At 71.3% G+C, this 19,106-nt stretch carries 19 protein-coding genes; 10 read left to right on the top strand and 9 right to left on the bottom strand.

Annotated features, from left to right (window positions below; genetic code table 11):
* Together AB0M70_RS32430 and AB0M70_RS32425 are read left to right on the top strand one after the other, a co-directional pair.
* Positions 1–1,092 (top strand): LLM class flavin-dependent oxidoreductase, encoded by a 1,092-nt coding sequence (locus tag AB0M70_RS32430; RefSeq protein WP_365825627.1) that lies wholly within the window; start codon positions 1–3, stop codon positions 1,090–1,092.
* Positions 1,093–1,209: 117 nt separating this feature from the next.
* Entirely contained in the window at positions 1,210–2,127 is a 918-nt protein-coding gene (locus tag AB0M70_RS32425; protein ID WP_365825625.1) for an LLM class F420-dependent oxidoreductase, read from the top strand.
* 13 nt (positions 2,128–2,140) lie between these two features.
* Here AB0M70_RS32425 and AB0M70_RS32420 read toward each other — a convergent pair whose 3' ends face one another.
* On the bottom strand, positions 2,141–3,049 hold the full coding sequence (locus tag AB0M70_RS32420; protein WP_365825623.1) for a LysR family transcriptional regulator: 909 nt from the start codon (positions 3,047–3,049) through the stop codon (positions 2,141–2,143).
* Between the two features lie 137 nt (positions 3,050–3,186).
* On the opposite strand from AB0M70_RS32420, the gene AB0M70_RS32415 reads away from it, so the two are divergent.
* The 5 genes from AB0M70_RS32415 (at position 3,187) to AB0M70_RS32395 (ending at position 7,576) form a co-directional block, all read left to right on the top strand.
* Positions 3,187–3,267: a putative leader peptide gene (locus AB0M70_RS32415; RefSeq protein ID WP_365825808.1), complete on the top strand. Its 81-nt coding sequence runs from the start codon at positions 3,187–3,189 to the stop codon at positions 3,265–3,267.
* A gap of 204 nt (positions 3,268–3,471) precedes the next feature.
* A complete protein-coding gene (gene sfnG / locus AB0M70_RS32410; protein WP_365825621.1) occupies positions 3,472–4,599 on the top strand; it encodes a dimethylsulfone monooxygenase SfnG in 1,128 nt (375 codons plus the stop codon).
* A gap of 42 nt (positions 4,600–4,641) precedes the next feature.
* Positions 4,642–5,199 carry an NADPH-dependent FMN reductase gene (ssuE, locus tag AB0M70_RS32405; protein WP_365825619.1) on the top strand — a complete coding sequence of 186 codons (558 nt, stop codon included), beginning with the start codon at positions 4,642–4,644 and terminating at the stop codon, positions 5,197–5,199.
* A complete protein-coding gene (locus tag AB0M70_RS32400) occupies positions 5,196–6,383 on the top strand; it encodes an SfnB family sulfur acquisition oxidoreductase (protein ID WP_365825617.1) in 1,188 nt (395 codons plus the stop codon). Before ssuE ends, AB0M70_RS32400 begins: the two co-directional genes overlap by 4 nt.
* Before the next feature lie 38 nt (positions 6,384–6,421).
* A complete protein-coding gene (locus AB0M70_RS32395; protein ID WP_365825616.1) occupies positions 6,422–7,576 on the top strand; it encodes an LLM class flavin-dependent oxidoreductase in 1,155 nt (384 codons plus the stop codon).
* A 3-nt stretch (positions 7,577–7,579) separates the two neighbouring features.
* Here AB0M70_RS32395 and AB0M70_RS32390 read toward each other — a convergent pair whose 3' ends face one another.
* The 6 genes from AB0M70_RS32390 to AB0M70_RS32365 are packed head-to-tail and all read right to left on the bottom strand — an operon-like array spanning position 7,580 to position 14,410.
* Entirely contained in the window at positions 7,580–10,408 is a 2,829-nt protein-coding gene (locus AB0M70_RS32390) for a fumarate reductase/succinate dehydrogenase flavoprotein subunit (protein ID WP_365825614.1), read from the bottom strand.
* On the bottom strand, positions 10,350–11,138 hold the full coding sequence (locus tag AB0M70_RS32385) for an ABC transporter ATP-binding protein (RefSeq protein ID WP_365825612.1): 789 nt from the start codon (positions 11,136–11,138) through the stop codon (positions 10,350–10,352). Before AB0M70_RS32385 ends, AB0M70_RS32390 begins: the two co-directional genes overlap by 59 nt.
* Positions 11,122–11,997, bottom strand: a complete 876-nt coding sequence (locus AB0M70_RS32380; protein ID WP_365825610.1) for an ABC transporter permease — start codon at positions 11,995–11,997, stop codon at positions 11,122–11,124. Before AB0M70_RS32380 ends, AB0M70_RS32385 begins: the two co-directional genes overlap by 17 nt.
* The gene (locus AB0M70_RS32375; protein WP_365825608.1) at positions 11,994–13,337 is read right to left on the bottom strand and encodes an ABC transporter substrate-binding protein; all 1,344 of its coding nucleotides are present in this window, start codon (positions 13,335–13,337) and stop codon (positions 11,994–11,996) included. Before AB0M70_RS32375 ends, AB0M70_RS32380 begins: the two co-directional genes overlap by 4 nt.
* 15 nt (positions 13,338–13,352) lie before the next feature.
* Entirely contained in the window at positions 13,353–13,580 is a 228-nt protein-coding gene (locus AB0M70_RS32370) for a ferredoxin family protein (protein WP_020130156.1), read from the bottom strand.
* A gap of 41 nt (positions 13,581–13,621) precedes the next feature.
* Complete coding sequence (locus AB0M70_RS32365) at positions 13,622–14,410, bottom strand: GntR family transcriptional regulator (RefSeq protein WP_365825605.1); 789 nt, start codon at positions 14,408–14,410, stop codon at positions 13,622–13,624.
* 386 nt (positions 14,411–14,796) lie between these two features.
* Here AB0M70_RS32365 and AB0M70_RS32360 point away from each other — a divergent pair, with 386 nt between their 5' ends.
* Positions 14,797–14,970, top strand: coding sequence for a DUF6131 family protein (locus AB0M70_RS32360; protein ID WP_365825814.1), 174 nt, complete (start codon positions 14,797–14,799; stop codon positions 14,968–14,970).
* A 208-nt stretch (positions 14,971–15,178) separates the two neighbouring features.
* Here AB0M70_RS32360 and AB0M70_RS32355 read toward each other — a convergent pair whose 3' ends face one another.
* A complete protein-coding gene (locus AB0M70_RS32355; RefSeq protein WP_365825604.1) occupies positions 15,179–15,991 on the bottom strand; it encodes an SAM-dependent methyltransferase in 813 nt (270 codons plus the stop codon).
* Positions 15,992–16,213: 222 nt separating this feature from the next.
* Positions 16,214–17,563 carry an MFS transporter gene (locus tag AB0M70_RS32350; RefSeq protein WP_365825603.1) on the bottom strand — a complete coding sequence of 450 codons (1,350 nt, stop codon included), beginning with the start codon at positions 17,561–17,563 and terminating at the stop codon, positions 16,214–16,216.
* 175 nt (positions 17,564–17,738) lie between these two features.
* Between AB0M70_RS32350 and AB0M70_RS32345 the strand changes: the two genes are divergently transcribed.
* Both AB0M70_RS32345 and AB0M70_RS32340 read left to right on the top strand, forming a co-directional pair.
* Positions 17,739–18,356, top strand: a complete 618-nt coding sequence (locus tag AB0M70_RS32345) for a TetR/AcrR family transcriptional regulator (RefSeq protein WP_365825601.1) — start codon at positions 17,739–17,741, stop codon at positions 18,354–18,356.
* Positions 18,353–18,802: a DUF6069 family protein gene (locus tag AB0M70_RS32340; RefSeq protein ID WP_365825599.1), complete on the top strand. Its 450-nt coding sequence runs from the start codon at positions 18,353–18,355 to the stop codon at positions 18,800–18,802. The genes AB0M70_RS32345 and AB0M70_RS32340 overlap by 4 nt, the downstream gene beginning before the upstream one ends.
* The last annotated feature ends 304 nt before the right edge of the window (positions 18,803–19,106 follow it).

The following is a 19,106-nucleotide window of genomic DNA, read 5'->3' as shown; positions in this document are numbered from 1 at the left end:
GTGAAGTTCATCGCCATCACCCTGATCGTGCATCGCCCGGACCCGGTCACCGGCGTACAGAAGTCAACCCATGAGCGTTTCCGCGAGGTCCTCGACAACGCCGTGCTGGCCGAGGAGCTGGGCTTCGACGGCTTCGGGGTGGGGGAGCGGCACGAGCGGCCGTTCATCTCCTCCTCGCCGACCGTGGTGCTGAGCCATGTGGCCGCGCTGACGCACCGCATCCGGCTCTTCACCGCGGTGACGACCCTGAGTCTGCTCGACCCGGTGCGCGCCTACGAGGACTACGCCACGCTCGACCACCTGTCCGAGGGCCGACTGGACCTGATCATCGGCAAGGGCAACGGCACCGCCCAGCGCGAGCTGTTCCACGTCACGCCCGAGGACCAGTGGGACCGCAACGCCGAGAGCTACGAGGTCTTCCGGCAGCTCTGGCGCCAGGACAAGGTCACCGCGCAGACCCGCTTCCGCCCGCCGCTGACGGACGCCGAAGTGTGGCCCCGGCCCTTCCAGCAGCCCGTGCGGGTCTGGCACGGCAGCGCCACCAGCAAGGAGTCGGTGGACCTGGCCGCCCGCTACGGCGATCCGCTGTTCTCCGCCAACGTCACCCACCCCATGGAGCCCTACGCCGATCTCATCCGCCACTACCGGGAGCGCTGGGAGCACTACGGCCACGACCCGGCCGGCCTCGCGATCGGCGCCGGCACGGCGGGCATCTGCGTGGCGCCGACCACCCAGGAGGCGCTGGCCGCCTACCGGCCGGTCTTCGAAGCCAACCTGGCCTTTCTCAAGCAGTCGGGACTGCCTGTCGTGTTCGAGACCTTGGAGGACTTCGTGGAGCGCAGCTCCGCTCTGATCGGCAGCCCGCAGCAGGTCATCGACAAGGTGCACCGCTACCACGAGCAGTTCGGCCACACCGTGCTCCATCTCCTCGCCGACGCGGGCGGGTTGACGGACGCTCGCCACCGCGCCTCACTCGAGCTGTTCCAGTCCCAGGTCGCCCCGGTGCTGCGCCGCGCGATACCGGACCCGCCGTTCGCGTGGGGGCCCGTGCTTCCGGCGTCCCCGCTCGCCCAGGAGTCCGCCGGTGTCTGACATCCCCCGCGGTGTCCTGGGGTCGGCCGGGGCGCGGTCCCGGCCGTTACAAGCCCGCCATGAGGTTGTCATACGCGGACAGGAATGCCCGTCGCGCTCCTGCCGGTTGCCCCGAGTATGACTATTGGAGTATCGCTCGCTCTCCAGGACCGGATCGACCCGACGGTGCAGCTCGCGCGCGAGGCCCACGAGGCCGGCCTGCGCTCCGCGTGGTTCGGGCAGACCTTCGCGTACGACTCTCCCTCGCTTGCCGCGATCGTGGGGCGCGAGGTACCCGGGCTGCATGTCGGGACCTCCGCCATTCCCCTCTTCGGCCGCCATCCGCTGCTGGTGTCCAGCCAGGCCCAGACGGCCCAGGCCGCCACGGACGGGCGCTACCACCTCGGACTCGCGCTCGGCACCAAGTACTTGACCGAGGCCGGCTTCGGCATCCCCTACGAGCGTCCCATCCGGCTGCTGCGGGAGTTCCTCACCGCCCTGCGCCAGCTGGTGGAGACGGGCACCGCCGACTTCCACGGTGAGCTGCTGACCGCCACCCCGCCGCTGCCGGCGTCGGTGCCGGGCGCCGAGCCGCCGGTGCCGATCCTGGTCGCGGCCATGGGGCCGCAAGCGCTGCGCGTCTCGGGCGAACTCGCGGACGGGATCCTGCCCCTGCTCGCCGGACCGCGCGCCCTGGCCGAGCACATCGTCCCGGCCGTCACCGCCGCCGCGGAGGCGGTGGGCCGTCCGGCGCCGCGCATCGTGGCGTTCGTCCCCGGCGTGGTCACCGCCGACACCGACGCCGTGCGGCAGACCGCGACCGAGTCGCTGGCGTTCTATGAGCAGTTCCCCTCCTACCAGCGTGTCATCGGGCTCTCCGGCGCCACCCGGGCCGCCGATCTGGCCGTGATCGGCGACGAGGAGACCGTCGCCGCCGAGGTGCGGCGTTACCGCGAGGCCGGGGCGACGGAGGTGGTGTTCATCGCGACCGACCTGGGAGGTGACGCTGACCGGCGCCGCACCTGGAAGCTGCTGGGGGAGCTGGCGAACAGCTGAGGCACAGGGCCCCTCAGGTAGCGGCTTGGTGTGTACGGGCGTTGCGTACGAACAGCTCGTGCAGATCGCGCACTGCCCGGGGGACGGAACCGGAGATCCGGCGCTGCAGGACCAGCAGCACCTCGGTTGCGTCCCCCGCGAGCGGCCGCACGGTGATCGTGCCCCGCTGTTCCAGGGGGTCGCCGATGACGCTGAAGTCCGGCAGCACCGTGGCGCCCAGTCCCTCGGCGACCATCAGCTTGCCCATCTCCGCGCCGTCGGTGGAGTACGAGAAGACCGGTGTCCGGCCGCGGAGCAGCCGGTGCAGGAAACGGTGCATGACGTAGCCGGACCGCATGACGACCAGCGGCTCGGCGAGCAGGCTGTCGGTGTCCACGGCGTCCAGGGCCGCAAGCGGACTGTCGGGGCGCAAACACACCACGGGGCGGCCGCGCAGGAGCTCGGTGGTCTCGAGGCCGGATGGCATGTCGTCGCCGCGGAGGTAGTTCACCAGCCCCAGGTCGAAGCCGCCCTCCAGCAGCCCGCGGTGGATCTCGGTCTGCTGCGCGCCCATCAACTCGACCTGGGTGTCGGGGTGGGAGGCGCGGAACTCGCGGACGGTGGGAATGACGAGCGGGACAGTGGCCGTGTTGACTGTGCCGACCCGGACCATGCGGCTGATGCGGTGCTGGTCGTCGGCCGCGCCGCGCAGCCGGTCGACCGCGTCAAGGACCGTCATGATGTGCGGCAGCAGCTCTCGGCCCTCGTCGCTGATCTTCGCCCCGGACCGCTTGCGCTCCAGCAGGTCCACGCCGAGCTCCCGCTCCAGATTGCGCACGGTCTCGCTGAGCGCGGGCTGGGACAGGTGGAGTTCTTCGGCCGCGCGCCGCAGCGAACCGAACCGCGTGACGGCGGCAATGTATTCCAGCTGTTCGATACGCACGACAGGAGACTGGCGCCTGTCGTGCGCCGGGTTCAAGGGAAACCCTGTCACAACCTCGTGAATACCGACTCTCAGGATGTGGAATGACACCCTGGAATTCTTGACCGGCAGGAGTCCGCGCTGGTTCTATCGGTGACATGAAGCAACTGGACCTGACGCGTCGACGCCACGTCGACCTCGCGCGTGTCTCCAGCTCCTGCTGTCGTTGTCAGGCCTGAGCGCACCCGAGGGAAACCCTCCCACCCGCTCCGTCTGCGATCTCCTGACGTGAATTCCGATCCCGGTCGATCTCTGTCGCTCGCTCGCACTGTCGTGCCGTCGCGTTGACGACTTTCCCGGGAACGTCGCCGCTCCAGCGTGCCTGAATTCCCCAGGAGCTCATTCGTCCTGCCCGCAGCAGCATTTTCCCGCCTGGAGTTTCCATGCCCGCATCTCCCGGACCCGATCCCGTCCGTTTCGCCTACTGGGTGCCGAACGTCAGCGGCGGCCTGGTCACCAGCACCATCGAGCAGCGCACCGACTGGGGCTACGCGTACAACCGCGACCTGGCGGTCCTCGCCGAGAACAACGGCTTCGACTACGCCCTCAGCCAGGTCCGCTACATGGCCAGCTACGGCGCCGAGTACCAGCATGAGTCGACCAGCTTCAGTCTCGCCCTGCTGCTCGCCACCCAGCGTCTTAAGGTCATCGCCGCCGTCCATCCCGGCCTGTGGCACCCCGGCGTCCTGGCCAAACTCGGCGCCACCGCCGACCACTTGTCCAGCGGGCGCTTCGCCGTGAACGTCGTCAGCGGCTGGTTCAAGGGCGAGTTCACCGCCCTGGGCGAGCCCTGGCTCGAGCACGACGAGCGCTACCGCCGCTCGGAGGAGTTCATCCGCGCCCTGAAGCAGATCTGGACCGAGGACCACGCCGAACTCGCTGGTGACTTCTACCGGTTGCGCGACTTCTCCCTCAAGCCCAAGCCGCTGAACACCGCCGAGCGACCGCACCCGGAGATCTTCCAGGGCGGCAACTCCAGCGCCGCCCGCGCCATGGCGGGCCGGGTCTCCGACTGGTACTTCAGCAACGGCAAGGATTTCGACGGCGTGAGCGAGCAGATCGCGGATGTCCGCACGTCCGCCCTGGAAGCCGGGCGCACGGCACCGCGGTTCGGCCTCAACGGCTTCCTCATCGCCCGCGACACCGAGGCCGAGGCGCGCGAGACGCTCCGCGAGATCGTCGCCAAGGCCGACACCACCGCCGTCCACGGCTTCCGTGACGCCGCCCAGCAGGCCGGGGCCTCCACCGCGGACGGCAAGGGCATGTGGCAGGACTCCAGCTTCGAGGACCTCGTCCAGTACAACGACGGCTTCCGTACGGGTTTGATCGGCACGCCTGAGCAGATCGCGGAACGCATCGTCGCCTACAAGCGCCTGGGCGTCGACCTCTTCCTCCTCGGCTTCCTGCACTACCAGGAGGAAGTCGAGTACTTCGGCAAGCGCGTGCTGCCCCTCGTACGCGAACTGGAGGCGCGCCAGCCCCAGTCCGAGACCACCGCCGCCCACGCCTGACCGCCATCCCGCACGCGCGACACAGAAGCGAAAGGTCCTTCCATGGCCACCATCCTGTCCGTTTCCGGCAGCCCCTCCGCCACCTCCCGCACCGCACGGCTGCTGCGCCACCTGGACGAGCGCCTCACCTCCCAGGAACACGACGTGATCCCACTGGACGTGCGGACCCTGCCCGCCGAGGCCCTGCTGCACGCCGACTTCGGCCACCCGGCGATCACCCGCGCCACCGCCCTGTTCGAGCAGGCGGACGGCGTCGTGATCGGCACCCCCGTCTACAAGGCCGCCTACTCGGGCCTGCTGAAGTCACTGCTCGACCTGCTCCCGCAGTACGCACTGACGGGCAAGACCGTCCTGCCGCTGGCGACCGGCGGCACCACCGCCCACGTCCTGGCCATCGACTACGCCCTGCGCCCCGTGCTCAGCTCCCTGGGCCCCGCCCACATCACCCCGGGCTGGTTCACGCTCGACAAGGACATCACGCTCGGCGACGACGGCACGCTCACCCTCACGCCCGGCACCGCCGAGGCCCTCGCGCAGGTCACGGACCTGTTCTCCGCCGCGCTCGGCGGCCGTACGACGGTGCTGGCGGCCACCGGATGAGCGCCGCGACCGTCATCGCCGACGACGCCGAGGCGCTCGCCGTCGCCGCCGAACTCGCCGCGGAGTTCCGCAAGGAGGCCGCCGAACGGGACGCGCGGCGCCGGCTCCCGCACGCGGAGCTGGAGCGGCTGTCCGCGTCGGGTCTGCTGGCCGTGACCGTGCCCGCCGAGTTCGGTGGCGCGGACGTCGGCGCGGAAACGCTGGCCGAGATTTTCCGGCTGCTTGCCGCCGCCGACGCCAGCCTCGCGCAGATCCCGCAGAGCCACTTCGTGTACGTCAACGTGGTGCGCCGCCAGGGGAGCCCCGGGCAACAGGAGTTCTTCTTCGGCGAGGTGCTGCGGGGCAAACGGTTCGGCAACGCCCAGTCCGAGGCGGGCACCAAGCACGTGCAGGACATCCGCACTCGGCTCGCGCGGCGCCCGGACGGGTCGTACGTCCTCGACGGCGTCAAGCACTACTGCACCGGCGCCCTGTTCGCCGACTGGATCCCCGTCCTGGCCCGCGCCGACGACGACCACCTGCATGTGGCGTACGTGCCGCGCGACGCGCCCGGCCTCACGGTCGTGGACGACTGGGACGGCATGGGGCAGCGCACCACCGCCAGCGGAACCGTCCGCCTGGAGTCGGTGCCCGTCCCCGCCGACCGGGTGGTGGCGCACCACCTCACCTTCCAGGGCCCGCAACTGCACGGCGCCATAGCCCAGTTGCTGCACGCCGCCATCGACGCGGGCATCGCCTCCGGAGCACTGGCGGAGGCGGTGGAGTTCGTGCGGACCAGGAGCCGCCCCTGGTTCGAGAGCGGCTTCGAGAGTGCGGCGCAGGACCCGCTGCTCATCCAGCGCTTCGGCGAACTGGCGATCCGCGCACGCGCCGCCCAGGCGCTGCTGCGCGAGGCCGCCAGAGCCGTCGACGCCGCCCGCGCCGGCCTGACCGACGCCTCGGCCGCCGAAGCCTCCATCGCGGTGGCCGCCGCCAAGGTGACGGCGGCGGAGGCAGCCGTGGAGATCGGCAGTGCCCTCTTCGAGGTCGCCGGCACCCGCTCGGCGCTGGACTCCCTGGGGCTGCACCGCCACTGGCGCGACGCCCGCACCCACACCCTGCACGACCCCACCCGCTGGAAGGTCCAGCACATCGGCCGCTACGTGCTCAGCGGCACCAGGCCGCCCCGGCACGGCCTCCTGTGACGAACACCTTCTGAGCGCACCCCTGATCGGAGCCCCACGTGTCCCTCACCTTCCATTGGTTCCTGCCCACCAACGGCGACAGCCGTCACGTCGTCGGCGGCGGCCACGGCACCCCCGCCACCGCGGCCGGCCGGGACCGGCCGCCGACGGTCGCCTACCTCAGCCAGATCGCCCGCGCTGCCGAGGACCTGGGCTTCGTCGGCGCGCTCACCCCCACCGGGGCCTGGTGCGAGGACGCCTGGCTGACCACCGCGATGGTCAGCCAGCACACCGAGCGCCTGAAGTTCCTCGTCGCCTTCCGGCCCGGTTTCGTCTCGCCCACGCTCGCCGCGCAGATGGCGTCCACCTTCCAGCGGCAGTCCGGCGGACGGCTGCTGCTCAACGTCGTCACCGGAGGGGAGAGCCACGAGCAGCGCGCCTACGGCGACTTCCTCGACAAGGACGACCGCTACCGCCGTACCGGCGAATTCCTGCAGATCGTCCGCGAACTGTGGGGAGGCAAGAGCGTCGACCTGAACGGGGAGCACCTGCGCGTGGAAGACGCCACGCTGGCCCGGCTGCCCGACCCGGTACCCGAGGTGTACTTCGGCGGCTCCTCGCCCGCGGCGGGAGAGGTCGCCGCCCGGTACGTCGACACCTACCTCACCTGGGGCGAACCCCCGGCCGCCGTCGCCAAGAAGATCGCCTGGATCCGGTCGCTGGCGGCGAAGGAGGGCCGCACCCTGCGCTTCGGCATCCGGCTGCACGTCATCACCCGGGACACCGCCGAGCAGGCCTGGGCGGAGGCGAACCGGCTCCTCGACGGATTCGACGCCGACACCGTGGCGTCCGTGCAGGCCGGGCTCGCCCGCAGCGAGTCCGAGGGACAGCAGCGCATGCTCGGCCTGCACGGCGGCGGCAACCGCGACGGCCTGGAGATCCACCCCAACCTGTGGGCCGGTATCGGGCTCGTGCGCGGGGGAGCGGGCACGGCCCTGGTCGGCAGCCACGACGAGGTCGCCGAGCGGATCAAGGAGTACGCCGACCTGGGCATCGAGGAGTTCATCCTCTCCGGCTATCCGCACCTGGAGGAGGCGTACTGGTTCGGCGAGGGCGTCCTGCCGAAGCTCCAGGCGCGGCGGCTGTGGCAGCACCCGTTCGGCAAACCGGCGGGCTCCCCGGCGCAGGTTCCCTTCGCCGCGGCCGGCAGATGAGGGTCACAGCGCCCGCGCCGCATAGGCCCTGACGTCGGCGTCCGAGTCCGTCGTCGCGCCGGTCAGGGCCGCTCGGGCGTCCTGGGTGGCACGGTGACGGGTCAGGGCCAGTACGGCGGACTTGCGGACGTCGGCGTTGGGGTCGGCGGCGGCCTTGGCGAGTGCGGGGACGGCGACGTCGGGATCTGCGGCGGACAGGGCGGTGGCGGCGCCGGCGCGCACCTGCCAGGCCGGGTCGGCCAGGGCCGCCTCGGCGCGGGTGGCCAGGGCGGCCGGGCAGCCCGCGGTGCCCAGCGCCCCGTAGGCGGCCCCACGGACCAGAGGATCGGGATCGTCCACGAGCTGGGAGAGGGCCGAGTGGACCGCGTGGGCGGTGCTCGGGTCCGGGTCGGCGGCGGCCAGGGCCTTGGCGATGGTGACGCGGACCTCGCGCGACGGATCGACGGTCGCCGCGCGGGCCATCTCTCCTACGGCGTCAACCGACACCAGCGCGCGCACGGCCTCGATGCGCACGGTGATGTCCGCGTCCGACAGCGCGTTCGCGAACAGCCCCACGTCCCCCAGGCGCAGGGCGCGCAGGAGGTCCAGCGCGGCGGCGCGGACCACGGGGTCGGCCTCGACCAGGGCGGCGGCGAGGCCGTCGCGCAGGGCCGGCTCGGGAGGCAGGGTCTCGACCAGTTCCCGCAGTGAGGCGGCCGCGGCGGCGCGGACGCCGACGTCGGGGTCGGCGAGCGCCGCGGCCAGCGCCGGCCCGGTCCCCGGTGGCACGGTCTCGGTCAGGACCGTGACGGCCGTACGGCGCACGGTGGGTTCGGGGTCGCTCAAGTAGGGGGCGAGGGCGGCCAGGTCGGGATCCTTCTCCGTGAGGGAGAGCAGGTCGAGCAGGCGAGGCGAGGCCGGCACGTCCGCCTCGGCGGCGGCGTGGAGGGTGGGGCCGGTCGTGGCGGGCTCCTGTCGCAACCCCGGTGCCGCCTCCCGGGCGCCCGCTGTCGCCACTTGTTCCGCGTGGACCTCGCCGAGGTGACGGGAGGGGCCCCCGACCGGGGTGAAACCGTCCACCGGCACCAGGTAGGGGGTCACGGGCCGGGCCGTGAACTCCATCGTCCCCGAGGAGGACTTGCGGAGATCGAGGTGGTGGAACCAGGACGCGTCGTCGCGCTGCGGGTGGTCGAGGCGCTCGTGGTAGAGGCCCCAACGGGACTCCGTGCGGGCCAGTGAAGCGCGCGCGGCCATCTCCGCGCAGTCGCGGATGAAAGTGACCTCCGCGCAGCGCATCAGCTCGTGCGGGGTGCGGGCGCCCATCGTGGCGATGTCGTCGCGCATCCGCTCGAACGCCTCCAGGGCCAGGGAGAGGCGGGCGCCGGTCTTCGGCGGGGCCACGTAGTCGTTCACGAAGCGGCGCAGCTTGTACTCGATCTGGGGCTGCGGCGGGCCGTCGGGGTTGCGCAGGGGGCGGTAGATCAGTTCGTGCGCCGTGCGGAGCTGGTCGTGGGGCAACTCCCCTTCGTAGGGCGTGTACTGGGCCGCGTTCGCGCCCGCGAGGTCCCCGAAGACGAACGCGCCGATCATGTAGTTGTGGGGGACGCAGGCCAGGTCCCCAGCGGCGTACAGCCGGGGAACGGTCGTGCGAGCGTGGTCGTCGACCCGTACCCCCGATGCCGAGTGGCCGCCGCACAGGCCGATCTCGGAGATGTGCATCTCCACGTCGTGGGTGCGGTAGTCGTGGCCGCGGCCCGCGTGGAAGGTGCCGCGCGTCGGGCGCTCCGTGGAGTGCAGGATCGACTCGAGCGCCGAGACCGACTCCTCCGGGAGATGGCTCAGCTTCAGGTACACCGGGCCCCGGTCGCTCGCCACCTCCGCGGCGAACTCGGCCATCATCTGCCCCGACCAGTAGTCGGAGTCGACGAAGCGCTCGCCGTGCCGGTTGACCTGGTAGCCGCCGAAGGGGTTGGCGACGTAGGCGCAGGCGGGGCCGTTGTAGTCCTTGATCAGCGGGTTGATCTGGAAGCACTCGATGCCGGTGAGCTCCGCGCCCGCGTGGTAGGCCATCGCGTAGCCGTCGCCCGCGTTGGTCGGGTTCTCGTACGTGCCGTACAGGTAGCCGGAGGCGGGCAGGCCCAGGCGGCCGCAGGCGCCGGTCGCGAGGATCACCGCGCCCGCGCGGACGGTGACGAACGCTCCGGTACGGGTGTTGAAGCCGACCGCGCCCACGGCGCGCCCCTCGGCGGTCAGCACGCGCACCGGCATCACCCGGTTCTCGATCCGGATCCGCTCGCGCATCTCGCGTCGCCGCAGTTGCCGGTACAGGACCTTCTTGACGTCCTTGCCCTCCGGCATCGGCAGCACATAGGAGCCCGAGCGGTGCACCTGGCGGACCGCGTACTCGCCGTGCTCGTCCTTCTCGAACTTCACGCCGTAGGACTCCAGGCGCTGGACCATGGCGAAGCCGCGGGTGGCGGTCTGGCGGACGGTGGACTGGTCGACGATGCCGTCGTTGGCGCGGGTGATCTCGGCGACGTAATCGTCGGGCTCGGCGCGGCCGGGGATGACGGCGTTGTTGACGCCGTCCATGCCCATGGCGAGCGCGCCGGAGTGGCGCACATGCGCCTTCTCAAGGAGCAGGACGTCCGCGCCGTGCTCGGCGGCGGTCAGGGCGGCCATGGTGCCGGCGGTGCCGCCGCCGATGACCAGGACGTCGCAGGTCAGTTCCTCGGCGTCGCGGAGGGCGGGGATCTCGGGTGGGGTGTTCACGAGGGGGGTCACCGGGGGCCTTTCAGGTACCGAGCGAGGTGAGGATGTCGCGACGCAGTCCTCCGCGCGCCGCGTCGTCATGGGCGGCGCGCTCGCGCGGGCGCGGCACGTCGCGTACGGCGATGAGGTGGCCGGCGCCGAGCAGGGCCACGCGGTCGCCGAGGAACAGGGCCTCGTCGACGTCGTGGGTGACGAAGACGACGGTCGCGCCCGTGCCGTGCAGCACCTCCACCAGCAGGTCCTGCATGCCGGCGCGGGTCTGGGCGTCGAGCGCGCCGAACGGTTCGTCCATGAGGACGGCGCGTGGGCGTCCTGCGAGGGCGCGGGCCAGCTGGGCGCGCTGGCGCTGTCCGCCGGACACGCGGTGCGGCAACCGCCGTTCCTGGTCGGCGAGTCCGACCCGCTGCAACCAGGCTTCGGCCTGCTCCCTGCGTTGCGTGCGTGGCAGTCCCTGGATGGCCAGGGGCAGTTCCACGTTGGCACGCAGGGTGCGCCAGGGCAGCAGGGCGTCCTCCTGGAAGACCAGTGACCGCTCCGCGCCCGGGCCGGTCACCGGCCGGCCGTCTTGTTCCACTGCCCCCTCCAGCGTGGGCAGCAGCCCGGCGAAGGTGCGCAGCAGGGTCGACTTGCCGCAGCCGGAGGGGCCGACGACGGTGAGGATCTCGCCGGGGGCGACGTCCAGGTCGATGTCGGCCACGGCCGGGGTGCCCGATCGGCCGAGCGTGGCGCCGCGGAGGGTCAGGCGGGTGCCGCGCGGTGGCGCCGACGCGCTCGGGGCGTCGGCCGGCCTGGTCTCAGACGAGGTGCCCATCGCGTGCCTCCTCGGGCTTGCTGGGTTTGATGGTGGGTGCCGGGGTCCGTGCGGGGCGGGGCCGGGCGCCGGGGTCATACGAGGTGCGTGGCAGCCAGTGGGTCAGGCGGCGCCCGATCAGCTCGACCGCGGTGGAGGTCAGCCAGCCGAGCAGGCCGATGGTGACCATGCCGACGAAGACCCCGGGGTAGTTGACGATCGTGTAGTCCTGCCAGGTGCGGTAGCCGACGCCGTACTGGCCGGAGATCATCTCGGCGGAGATCACGCAGATCCAGGACACGCCGATGCCCACGGACAGGCCGCCGAAGATGCCGGGCAGCGCGCCCGGCAGGACGACCGAGCCCAGGATCCGCCACCGGCCGCCGCCCATGGTGCGCACCGCTTCCTCCCACACCGGGGTCAGCGCGCGCACCGCGTGCCGGGTGGAGACCAGCACCGGGAAGAAGGCGGCGGTGAAGGTGATGAAGACGATGCCCTGTTCGTTGGAGGGGAACAGGAGGATCGCGACGGGGACCATGGCGATGGCCGGGACGGGCCGCACGACTTCGAGGACCGGGCCGAGCAGGTCCTCGGCGAGCCGCGAGCGGGTCACGAGCACGCCGGTGGCCACGCCCAGGACGGCCGCGAGCACGAAGCCGGTCACGATCCGGGTGAGGCTGTCGGTGAGGTCGGTCCAGTAGTCGGGGCCCGAGAGCCGGTTGGTGAAGGCGCGGCCCACGTCGGTGACCGTCGGGAACTGCGAGAAGCGCACCCACAGGTCCACGTCGAAGCTGGTCAGCAGCTGCCACAGGCCAAGGGCGGCGGCCAGCGAGCCGGCCCGCAGCGCGAGCCGGCCCGCCCGACGGGGGTAGTGGCTCACGAGGCCCGTCCCAGGGCGTCCGCGTACGTGATCGGCTGGGCGCCGGGGTGAGCGGCCACGTAGGCCTGCGCGGTTTCCGCGGCGACGAAAGGCAGCAGCTGCTTGCCGTCCGCCACCCAGAGGGCCTTGTCGGCGAACCAGAGTGTGCCGGTGGTGGCGTCGGGGACGTAGGCGGCGCGGACGCTGTCCTTGTGCCGGTCGACGTACGCCAGGAGCTCGGTGGGGGAGGTGAAGCTCCGGGTCTTCGCGCTGCCCTTGGGCCAGACCTCGCTCGCGGCGGCGGGCGGGGTGGCGGCGAGCTGCTTGGCGTAGCCGGCGCCGAGGGCCTTTTTGATGTACCGGTCGTCGACGAAGGAGTCCACGTCGATGTCGCCGGTCAGCTTGGCCGCCTTCAGGACCGCCACGTCCTGCTTGAGCGCGGAGACGAGCCGCGGTTTGACGGCCGGGTCGAAGGTGGAGATGCCGTGGGCGCCGTTGTAGAGGTAGACGACCTCGGCCGGCAGGCCGGTGGCCTCGGCGACCTTCTCGGCAGCCTGCACCGGATGGGTGTTGAGGTAGTTGGTCGCCTCCGCCTGGGCCTTCAAGAACGCCTCGAGCACGGCTGGGCGCTGCTTGGCGAAGTCCTCGCGGGCGGTGACGCCGTGGAAGGTGGGCAGGTTCAGGCGGGCGCCGTCGTACAGGGCCTTCGCCTTGCCCTGGTGTGCGAGCAGGCCCGGCCAGGCGACGAACTGCGACAGCGCGTCCGCGCTGCCCGCCGACAGGGCCGAGGCGCCCACCGCCGGCTGCTGGTTGAGCTTCTCGATGCCCTGCTCCGGATCGATGCCCGCCCGCTGCAGGGCCCGTACGAGGGTGCCGTCGGCGGCTGACCCGACGCTCGTGGAGACCTTCTTGCCCTTCAGGTCCTTCAGGGAGGTGAGCTTGGACTTCGGCGGGACGACGACCGTGTTCAGGCCGCCCTTGAGGTTGTAGCCGGTGACCGAGACCAGGTGGGTGGGCTTGCCCAGCTGCTTGCCGCGGGCCGCGTTGATGAGCAGCGGGAAGTCACCCATCGAGCCGATGTCGATCTTCCCCGCGGTCATCTGCGCGGTGATCGGGGCGCCGGTGGCGTAATCCTGCCAGTCGACCTTGTACGTCTTGCCGTCCCGCAGGGAGTTCAACTGCTTCTCGAAGGAGCCGAGGGAGCGCAGGAGGGTGCCGGCCGTGACCGTGTTGATGGTCTTGGACTGGTAGCCGACGGTGATCGTGACCGTGGAGCCGCTGCCCGCCTCGGCGCTGCCGCCGCAGGCGGACAAGGGGAGCAGCAGAGCGGATGCGGCGAGTGCGACTGCCGTGCGTTTCATGGGAGTTGGGGCCTCTCAGCGGAGGAGATAGGGCATGTTGACCGTGACGGCTCCGGTGGGACAGCGGGCCGCGCACGGGCCGCAGTACCAGCACTCGTCGACGTGCATGTAGGCCTTGCCGTTGCTCTCGTCGATGGCGAGGGAGTCCAGCGGACACATGTCCACGCAGAGCGTGCAGCCGTCGATGCACTTCGACTCGTCGATGGTCACGGGCACGTCGGCCCGCTGGGGCGCCAAAGTCATGGCTGTCTCCAGGAAGGTGAGCTGTGGGGCGGGAGTGGTGTCTACAGGGAGCGGTGCAGCAGGCCGCTCATGGTGATGCGGTCGCCGCGGAAGCGGATGAACTCCAGGTCGACCGGGCGGCCGTCCGAGAGGTGGGTGAGCCGTTCCAGCATCAGAACGGCCGCGCCGCGCGGGGCTTCCAGGACGGTGGCGGAGTGGGCGTCCGCGTTCACCGCCTCCAGGGTGATCTCGGCGTGACCGAGCCGCCGGCCGGTGATGGCTTCCAGGAGGCGGAAGACATCGGTGTTCTCCAGGTCGGCGTCGAGCAGGGCGGTGCCGATGTCGAGGGGGATGTAGGTGAGGTCGAGGGAGAGGGGGAGGCCGTTGAGGCGGCGCAGACGTTCGATGTAGAGGACGTCCGCGCCAGGTGGGACGCGAAGACGTTCGGCGACGGGGGTGGGAGCCGGGGCGGGGCCCATGGTGCGGACCTCGTTGGTGACCTGTCCGTGTTCGCGCAGGGTTTCCGCGAGGCCCATCAGACAGTCGAGCCCGTGCGGGTACTTCTGGGCGACCACCACCGTGCCGACGCCCGGGAGACGGTCCACGAGGCCCTCGGCGCGCAGGAGGTCGAGGGCCTGGCGGACGGTGTTGCGCGAGGCACGGTAGTCGGCGGCGAGGGTCAACTCGTGCGGGAGGGTGCCGGCCGGAAAGCCCCCGGTGAGGAGCTGGTGGCGCAGCAGGTCGGCGAGCTGGCGTGCCCGGTCCGCGCGCAACCGACGCCGCGTGCGCTGGGCGGCGACGGTGGGCGCGCCCTGGCCTGCGTGGTCTCGGATGCGATCGGTGGGCGGCATGGCCGGAACCATACCTATCCGGTAGGGATGGTGGTGTTGCGGAAGTGTTGCGCCACCTGACGCAGCGCCGAATGCGTCGCTGACCTGGCCCTTCGGCACACGCGAGGGAAGATCTGCCAGCGCCGTCCCCTGTCCAGCCGGAAGCATGCTGGGTGAGCCCGGCCGACGCGTCACACGCAGGGGAGCAGAAGTGCCCCAGTCGGGGCAAAGGCACCGTGTTGATTTGCCCATGCATTAGGCGGCAAGAGTTGGGCACTCGGAGCTTGCACGACAGAGGGCTCAGCAACCGCACGGTTCGCGGGTGGCAGGTTCACCCGCTCCGGGCTGTGCGGAGGGCGGGACAGGTGCCGCAGGCCGGACTGAGGGCCCGCGCATACCGACGACACTTGACGATAGGAATGACCATGATTGTCCTTGGCGTTATTTTGCTCCTCATCGGCGTGCTCGCCGGTATCTCCTTGCTGACGACGGTCGGCGGAATCCTGGTCGTCGTCGGCGCTGCCCTGTGGATCCTGGGCGCGACCGGTCGCGCGGTGGGCGGCCGCAAGCATTATTTCTAGAGACCTCATTTCCAGAGACCTCTAGAGGAAGCATCAAACGGTCTCCACTCACCCTCACGGACGACCAGCCGGCCGCCCCCGCGGGGAAGAGCCGAGCGTAAGAGCAAGGTGCCCGCCCCTGTGTCCCGGGGGCGGGCACCTGCTGTGTGATGGGTCGAGCAGGCAGCCCGGGGTCGGAAAGACCTGGGGCCCGAGAGTTCGGCGGGGTTCAGGGTTTGCGTGCAACGCCACCGAACTGCGGGAGCACGGGAGCGGAGTTGGGGTCAGTACGCCATCGTGCGCACGACACCAGGCCCGGGGCGACGAGGTGCAGCCCGTCGAAGAAGGAGCTGATCTCCTCGCGGCTGCGGGCGGTGATGGGCGGTGTGGCGTTCTTGTTCCAGAACGCCATGGCCTCGACATTGCCCTCGCCACCCACATCGGTGTCAGTGGTGGGGTGGGTCAGGGCCAGATAGCTGCCGGAGGGAACCGAGGCCATGATCCGGCGCACGATCTCACGTGCCTCACCCGTGTCGAGAACGAAGTTGAGGATGCCCAGCATCATGACCGCGACGGGTCGGTCGAGATCGAGGGTTGCCGACGCGCCCTGCATGACGGCGTCAGGGTCGCGGACATCGGTGTCGATGTAGTCGGTGGCCCCCAGGGCGGTGCCCGTCAGCAGGCTGCGGGCGTGGACCAGCACGATGGGGTCGTTGTCGACGTAGACGATCCGGGATTCGGGTGCGATCCGCTGGGCGATCTCGTGAGTGTTGTCGAGGGTCGGCAGACCGGTCCCGATGTCCAGGAACTGCCGTACTTCGCAGTCGGCGGTCAGGAATTGGACCGTGCGGCCGAGGAACTGGCGGTCGGCGCGGGCCACGTCTCGGATCACCGGGAACATCGAGGCGACCTGACCGCCCACTTGCCGGTCGACCTCGTAGTTGTCCTTCCCGCCGATCCAGTAGTTCCACACGCGTGCGTTGTGCGCGACAGCGGTGTTCAGCCTGCCCGACCCGTCTGACGGGTGTTGGCTCTCGCTCACGTCCTCCCCTTCTCTTGTGCACCCACGGGGTGTGCCAGGCATGAGGTGTTCCAGGCACGAGGTGTTCCCAGTGTGGTGTACGTGGATCACGGCGTCCGGGGATTGGGAGTTCTCAAGTGCAGAGGGCAGACGGCAGTGAACGCGGCGGCTGAGCACCATGCTCAGGGTGTTCGCCGGAGATGGCCAGAGAGGTCCGCGGACAGCCCGACGTATGACATAGGGCTACCACTGGCTGTGGGTGGAATCCGATCTGCCTGCGGAGTCCTGGTCGGGTGCGGCCGGCAGGGCACGCCGGACATCCGAGGGCCGGCCGGCCGCCGTCGCAGGGCGCCGGGGCTGAGGCCGGGAGGCAGCGGCGGGGGAGAGCGCGGCAGCAACCAGCATGAGCAACAGAACCGGGACCATCGCGGCGCGCAGCCCGTGATGTTCGCCGAGGAAGCCAAGCGCCGGCGGCCCCGCGAGCAGCGCCACGTAACCGATCCGGGAGGTCAGTGCGACGCGGCCGGCCGTGTCCGGACCGGACTCGCCAGCGGCAGAGAGAGCCAGCGGGAAGCCGAGGGACGTACCGAGGCCCCACAGGAGCACGGCGCAGCCGGCCGCCACCGGGGGGTCCACGAAGGACACCAGGGAAACCCCGACGGCCGTCAACAGCGCACCGCAGCCGAGCACCACCGGGCGGCCGAAGCGGGCCACCACGGGGCCACCGGCGAAGCGGCCGGCCGCCATGGCGGCAGCGAAGCCCGCGTACACCAACGACCCGAGTCCCGCGGGCATGTCGTGACCGTCGACCATCAACAGCGGCAGCCAGTCGGTGGCGGCTCCCTCGGCCAGCGTCATGCCGAGCACCACGCCGCCGATGAGCAGCAGCCGCGGATCGAGGTACAGCCGCTGTTCGCGGACCCCTCCGGCAGCGTCGGTCGCACCGGCGTCGGCGGTGGTCGCACGGGCGTCGGCGGTGGCCGATGTCCCGGCGGCGCCCTGGCCGGCGGTCCGGGGGCGACGGCCGATGCCGGGACGCAGCCTGGGCAAGGCGAAGGCGAACAGCGCGACGGCCAGCAGCAGTACGCCCGCCAGATGCCAGGGCACCGGGAAGCCCACCGAGGCGCCGGCCACCCCGAGGCCCGCCCCGACCACGGTGCCGAGGCTGTAGCAGCCGTGCATGGCCGGCAACGCGGGGCGGCCGAGTTCTTGCTCCACGCCGGAACCGTCGACGTTGCTGGCCACCTCCGAAAGCCCCATTCCGGCGCCGAAGAGCAGCAGCCCGAAGGCCACCACCAGGGCCGAGGCCATGGCCGCGCCCAGAGCCATCGCCCCCACGCTGGCCAGGACCAGGGTCATGCAGGTGACGATGACGGGGCGGGTCGAGAAGCGGGCGACCAGGGCGCCGGCTGCCAGGATGCCGAGCATGGAGCCGATCGACATGCCGAAGAGCACCAGGCCCATCTCGGCGGTCGAGGCGCCGAGCCGGTCCCGGACGTCAGGGGTCCGGGTCACCCAGGTGGCGAGCGCCAGGCCGGGTATCGCGAAACACAGCTGCAGGGCCGTGAGGTGACGGCGGATCAGCGGATCCATGGGGCGCGAGCCTCCGAAAGCGGGAGAGGGGGTGCGGCCGCCCACCCTAGCCACGGCCCAGTCGCCTCCGATTGCAGCGATGGGCAGCCATGGCCAGGAGCCACGTACAGAAAGGCTCGCGGAGTGAGTGCTCACTCATTGACGGAGTGAGCACTCACTCCGTACTCTTGCGGTCATGACACCACCCAAGGAGAACCAGGACCAGACCACCCGCCGCCGCGCTCCCGCCATGTCGCCGGAGCAGCGCCGCGAAATGATCATCCGTACGGCGATCCCGCTGATCGCCGAGTACGGCGCCGCGGTGACGACCGCGAAGATCGCCCGCGCCGCGGGCATCGGAGAGGGCACGATCTTCCGGGTCTTCGCCGACAAGGACGAGCTGCTGCAGGCCTGCATCGCCGAGGCACTCTCACCCGAGCACGCGGTCCGCGAGCTCGACGCGATCGACGTGTCCCAGCCGCTGCCCGAACGGCTCGCGGAGGCGGCCGAGGCGCTGCAGGCGCACATGGCCAGGATGGGCGCGATCATGGGTTCGCTGGGGCATGGCGGCGGCAAACACCCCGGCACGGTGCGCGGCGCGGGCCGCGAGGAGTCGGCGACCCGTATCCGCGCGGCTCTCGCGGAGCTGCTGGGACCCGACAAGGCCGCTTTGCGCCGACCGCCGGAGCAGATCGCCGCCCTGTTCTTCGGGCTGCTGTTCATCCAGCCGCGGACCGAGGAGGAGCCCGACCTGACCCCGCAAGAGCTGGTGGAGGTCTTCCTGCACGGGGCTCTCACAGGGGGCACCAAGTGAGCGCGTTAACAAGGCGCCTGGCGGTGATGGCTGCGGCCGCCCTGGCCCCTGTCCTGGTGTGGCTGGCCGTGGACCCACTGCTGGGGCACCGGGTACGGATCGCCGACGGCGAGCAGACGCTCGACATCGGCGCCGGCGCTGTGGCGGTCGTCGCCCTGCTCGCGTCGCTGTCCGGCTGGGGGCTGCTGGCCGCCCTGGAGCGGTTCGGGGTGCGGCGTGCCCGCGCCATCTGGACCGTGGTCGCCAGTGCCGTACTGGCCGCGTCTTTCCTGCCGTTGACCGGCGACGGCATGGACGGCGGTACCCGGGCCGCGCTGGCTTTGATGCACCTGGCGGTGGCGGCGGTACTGATTCCGGGGCTGGGCGGCTGGTCCCCGGGACGGGATTCGGCGGGGCGAGGAGGAGCCCGGCAGTATCAAGTAGGCGTCGAACAGCGCCAGGGGTAGGCAGCTTTGCTGGGCCGGCCGCGTCCGCGTCCGCGTTACGCGGCCGGGAGCCCTCGAAAGCTGCGTGGGCGCGGATACGGGCCACGGCGTCGTCCGGGGACAGTTGCTGCATCTCGGCCAGGACGCCCGCGGCCGGCTGGGTGCTGGGCGGGTAGCCCTGCGGGCCGGGCCGGGCCGGGCCGGATGGGGCGGGGCGGGCAGCAGGTGGGGGTGTTCGTCGATGGCGAGCAGGGCGAGGATGCGGGCGTAGGCGCTGGCGCGGCACTTGTCCCGGGCCGGGAGAAGGCCGGGCGCGGCGCGGTAG

This window comes from Streptomyces sp. NPDC051214 (assembly GCF_040682375.1).
Classification (GTDB): Bacteria; Actinomycetota; Actinomycetes; order Streptomycetales; family Streptomycetaceae; genus Streptomyces.
This window is presented reverse-complemented; position numbering and strand designations above follow the sequence as displayed.

Coding starts and splice junctions, on each gene's coding strand:
- AB0M70_RS32365 (WP_365825605.1), bottom strand. CDS start 14,410: ATGCCGCCCACCGATCGCATCCGAGACCACGCAGGCCAGGGCGCGCCC.
- ssuE (WP_365825619.1), top strand. CDS start 4,642: ATGGCCACCATCCTGTCCGTTTCCGGCAGCCCCTCCGCCACCTCCCGC.
- AB0M70_RS32385 (WP_365825612.1), bottom strand. CDS start 11,138: ATGGGCACCTCGTCTGAGACCAGGCCGGCCGACGCCCCGAGCGCGTCG.
- AB0M70_RS32350 (WP_365825603.1), bottom strand. CDS start 17,563: ATGGATCCGCTGATCCGCCGTCACCTCACGGCCCTGCAGCTGTGTTTC.
- AB0M70_RS32425 (WP_365825625.1), top strand. CDS start 1,210: ATGACTATTGGAGTATCGCTCGCTCTCCAGGACCGGATCGACCCGACG.
- AB0M70_RS32400 (WP_365825617.1), top strand. CDS start 5,196: ATGAGCGCCGCGACCGTCATCGCCGACGACGCCGAGGCGCTCGCCGTC.
- AB0M70_RS32390 (WP_365825614.1), bottom strand. CDS start 10,408: ATGACGACGCGGCGCGCGGAGGACTGCGTCGCGACATCCTCACCTCGC.
- AB0M70_RS32415 (WP_365825808.1), top strand. CDS start 3,187: ATGAAGCAACTGGACCTGACGCGTCGACGCCACGTCGACCTCGCGCGT.
- AB0M70_RS32345 (WP_365825601.1), top strand. CDS start 17,739: ATGACACCACCCAAGGAGAACCAGGACCAGACCACCCGCCGCCGCGCT.
- AB0M70_RS32375 (WP_365825608.1), bottom strand. CDS start 13,337: ATGAAACGCACGGCAGTCGCACTCGCCGCATCCGCTCTGCTGCTCCCC.
- sfnG (WP_365825621.1), top strand. CDS start 3,472: ATGCCCGCATCTCCCGGACCCGATCCCGTCCGTTTCGCCTACTGGGTG.
- AB0M70_RS32370 (WP_020130156.1), bottom strand. CDS start 13,580: ATGACTTTGGCGCCCCAGCGGGCCGACGTGCCCGTGACCATCGACGAG.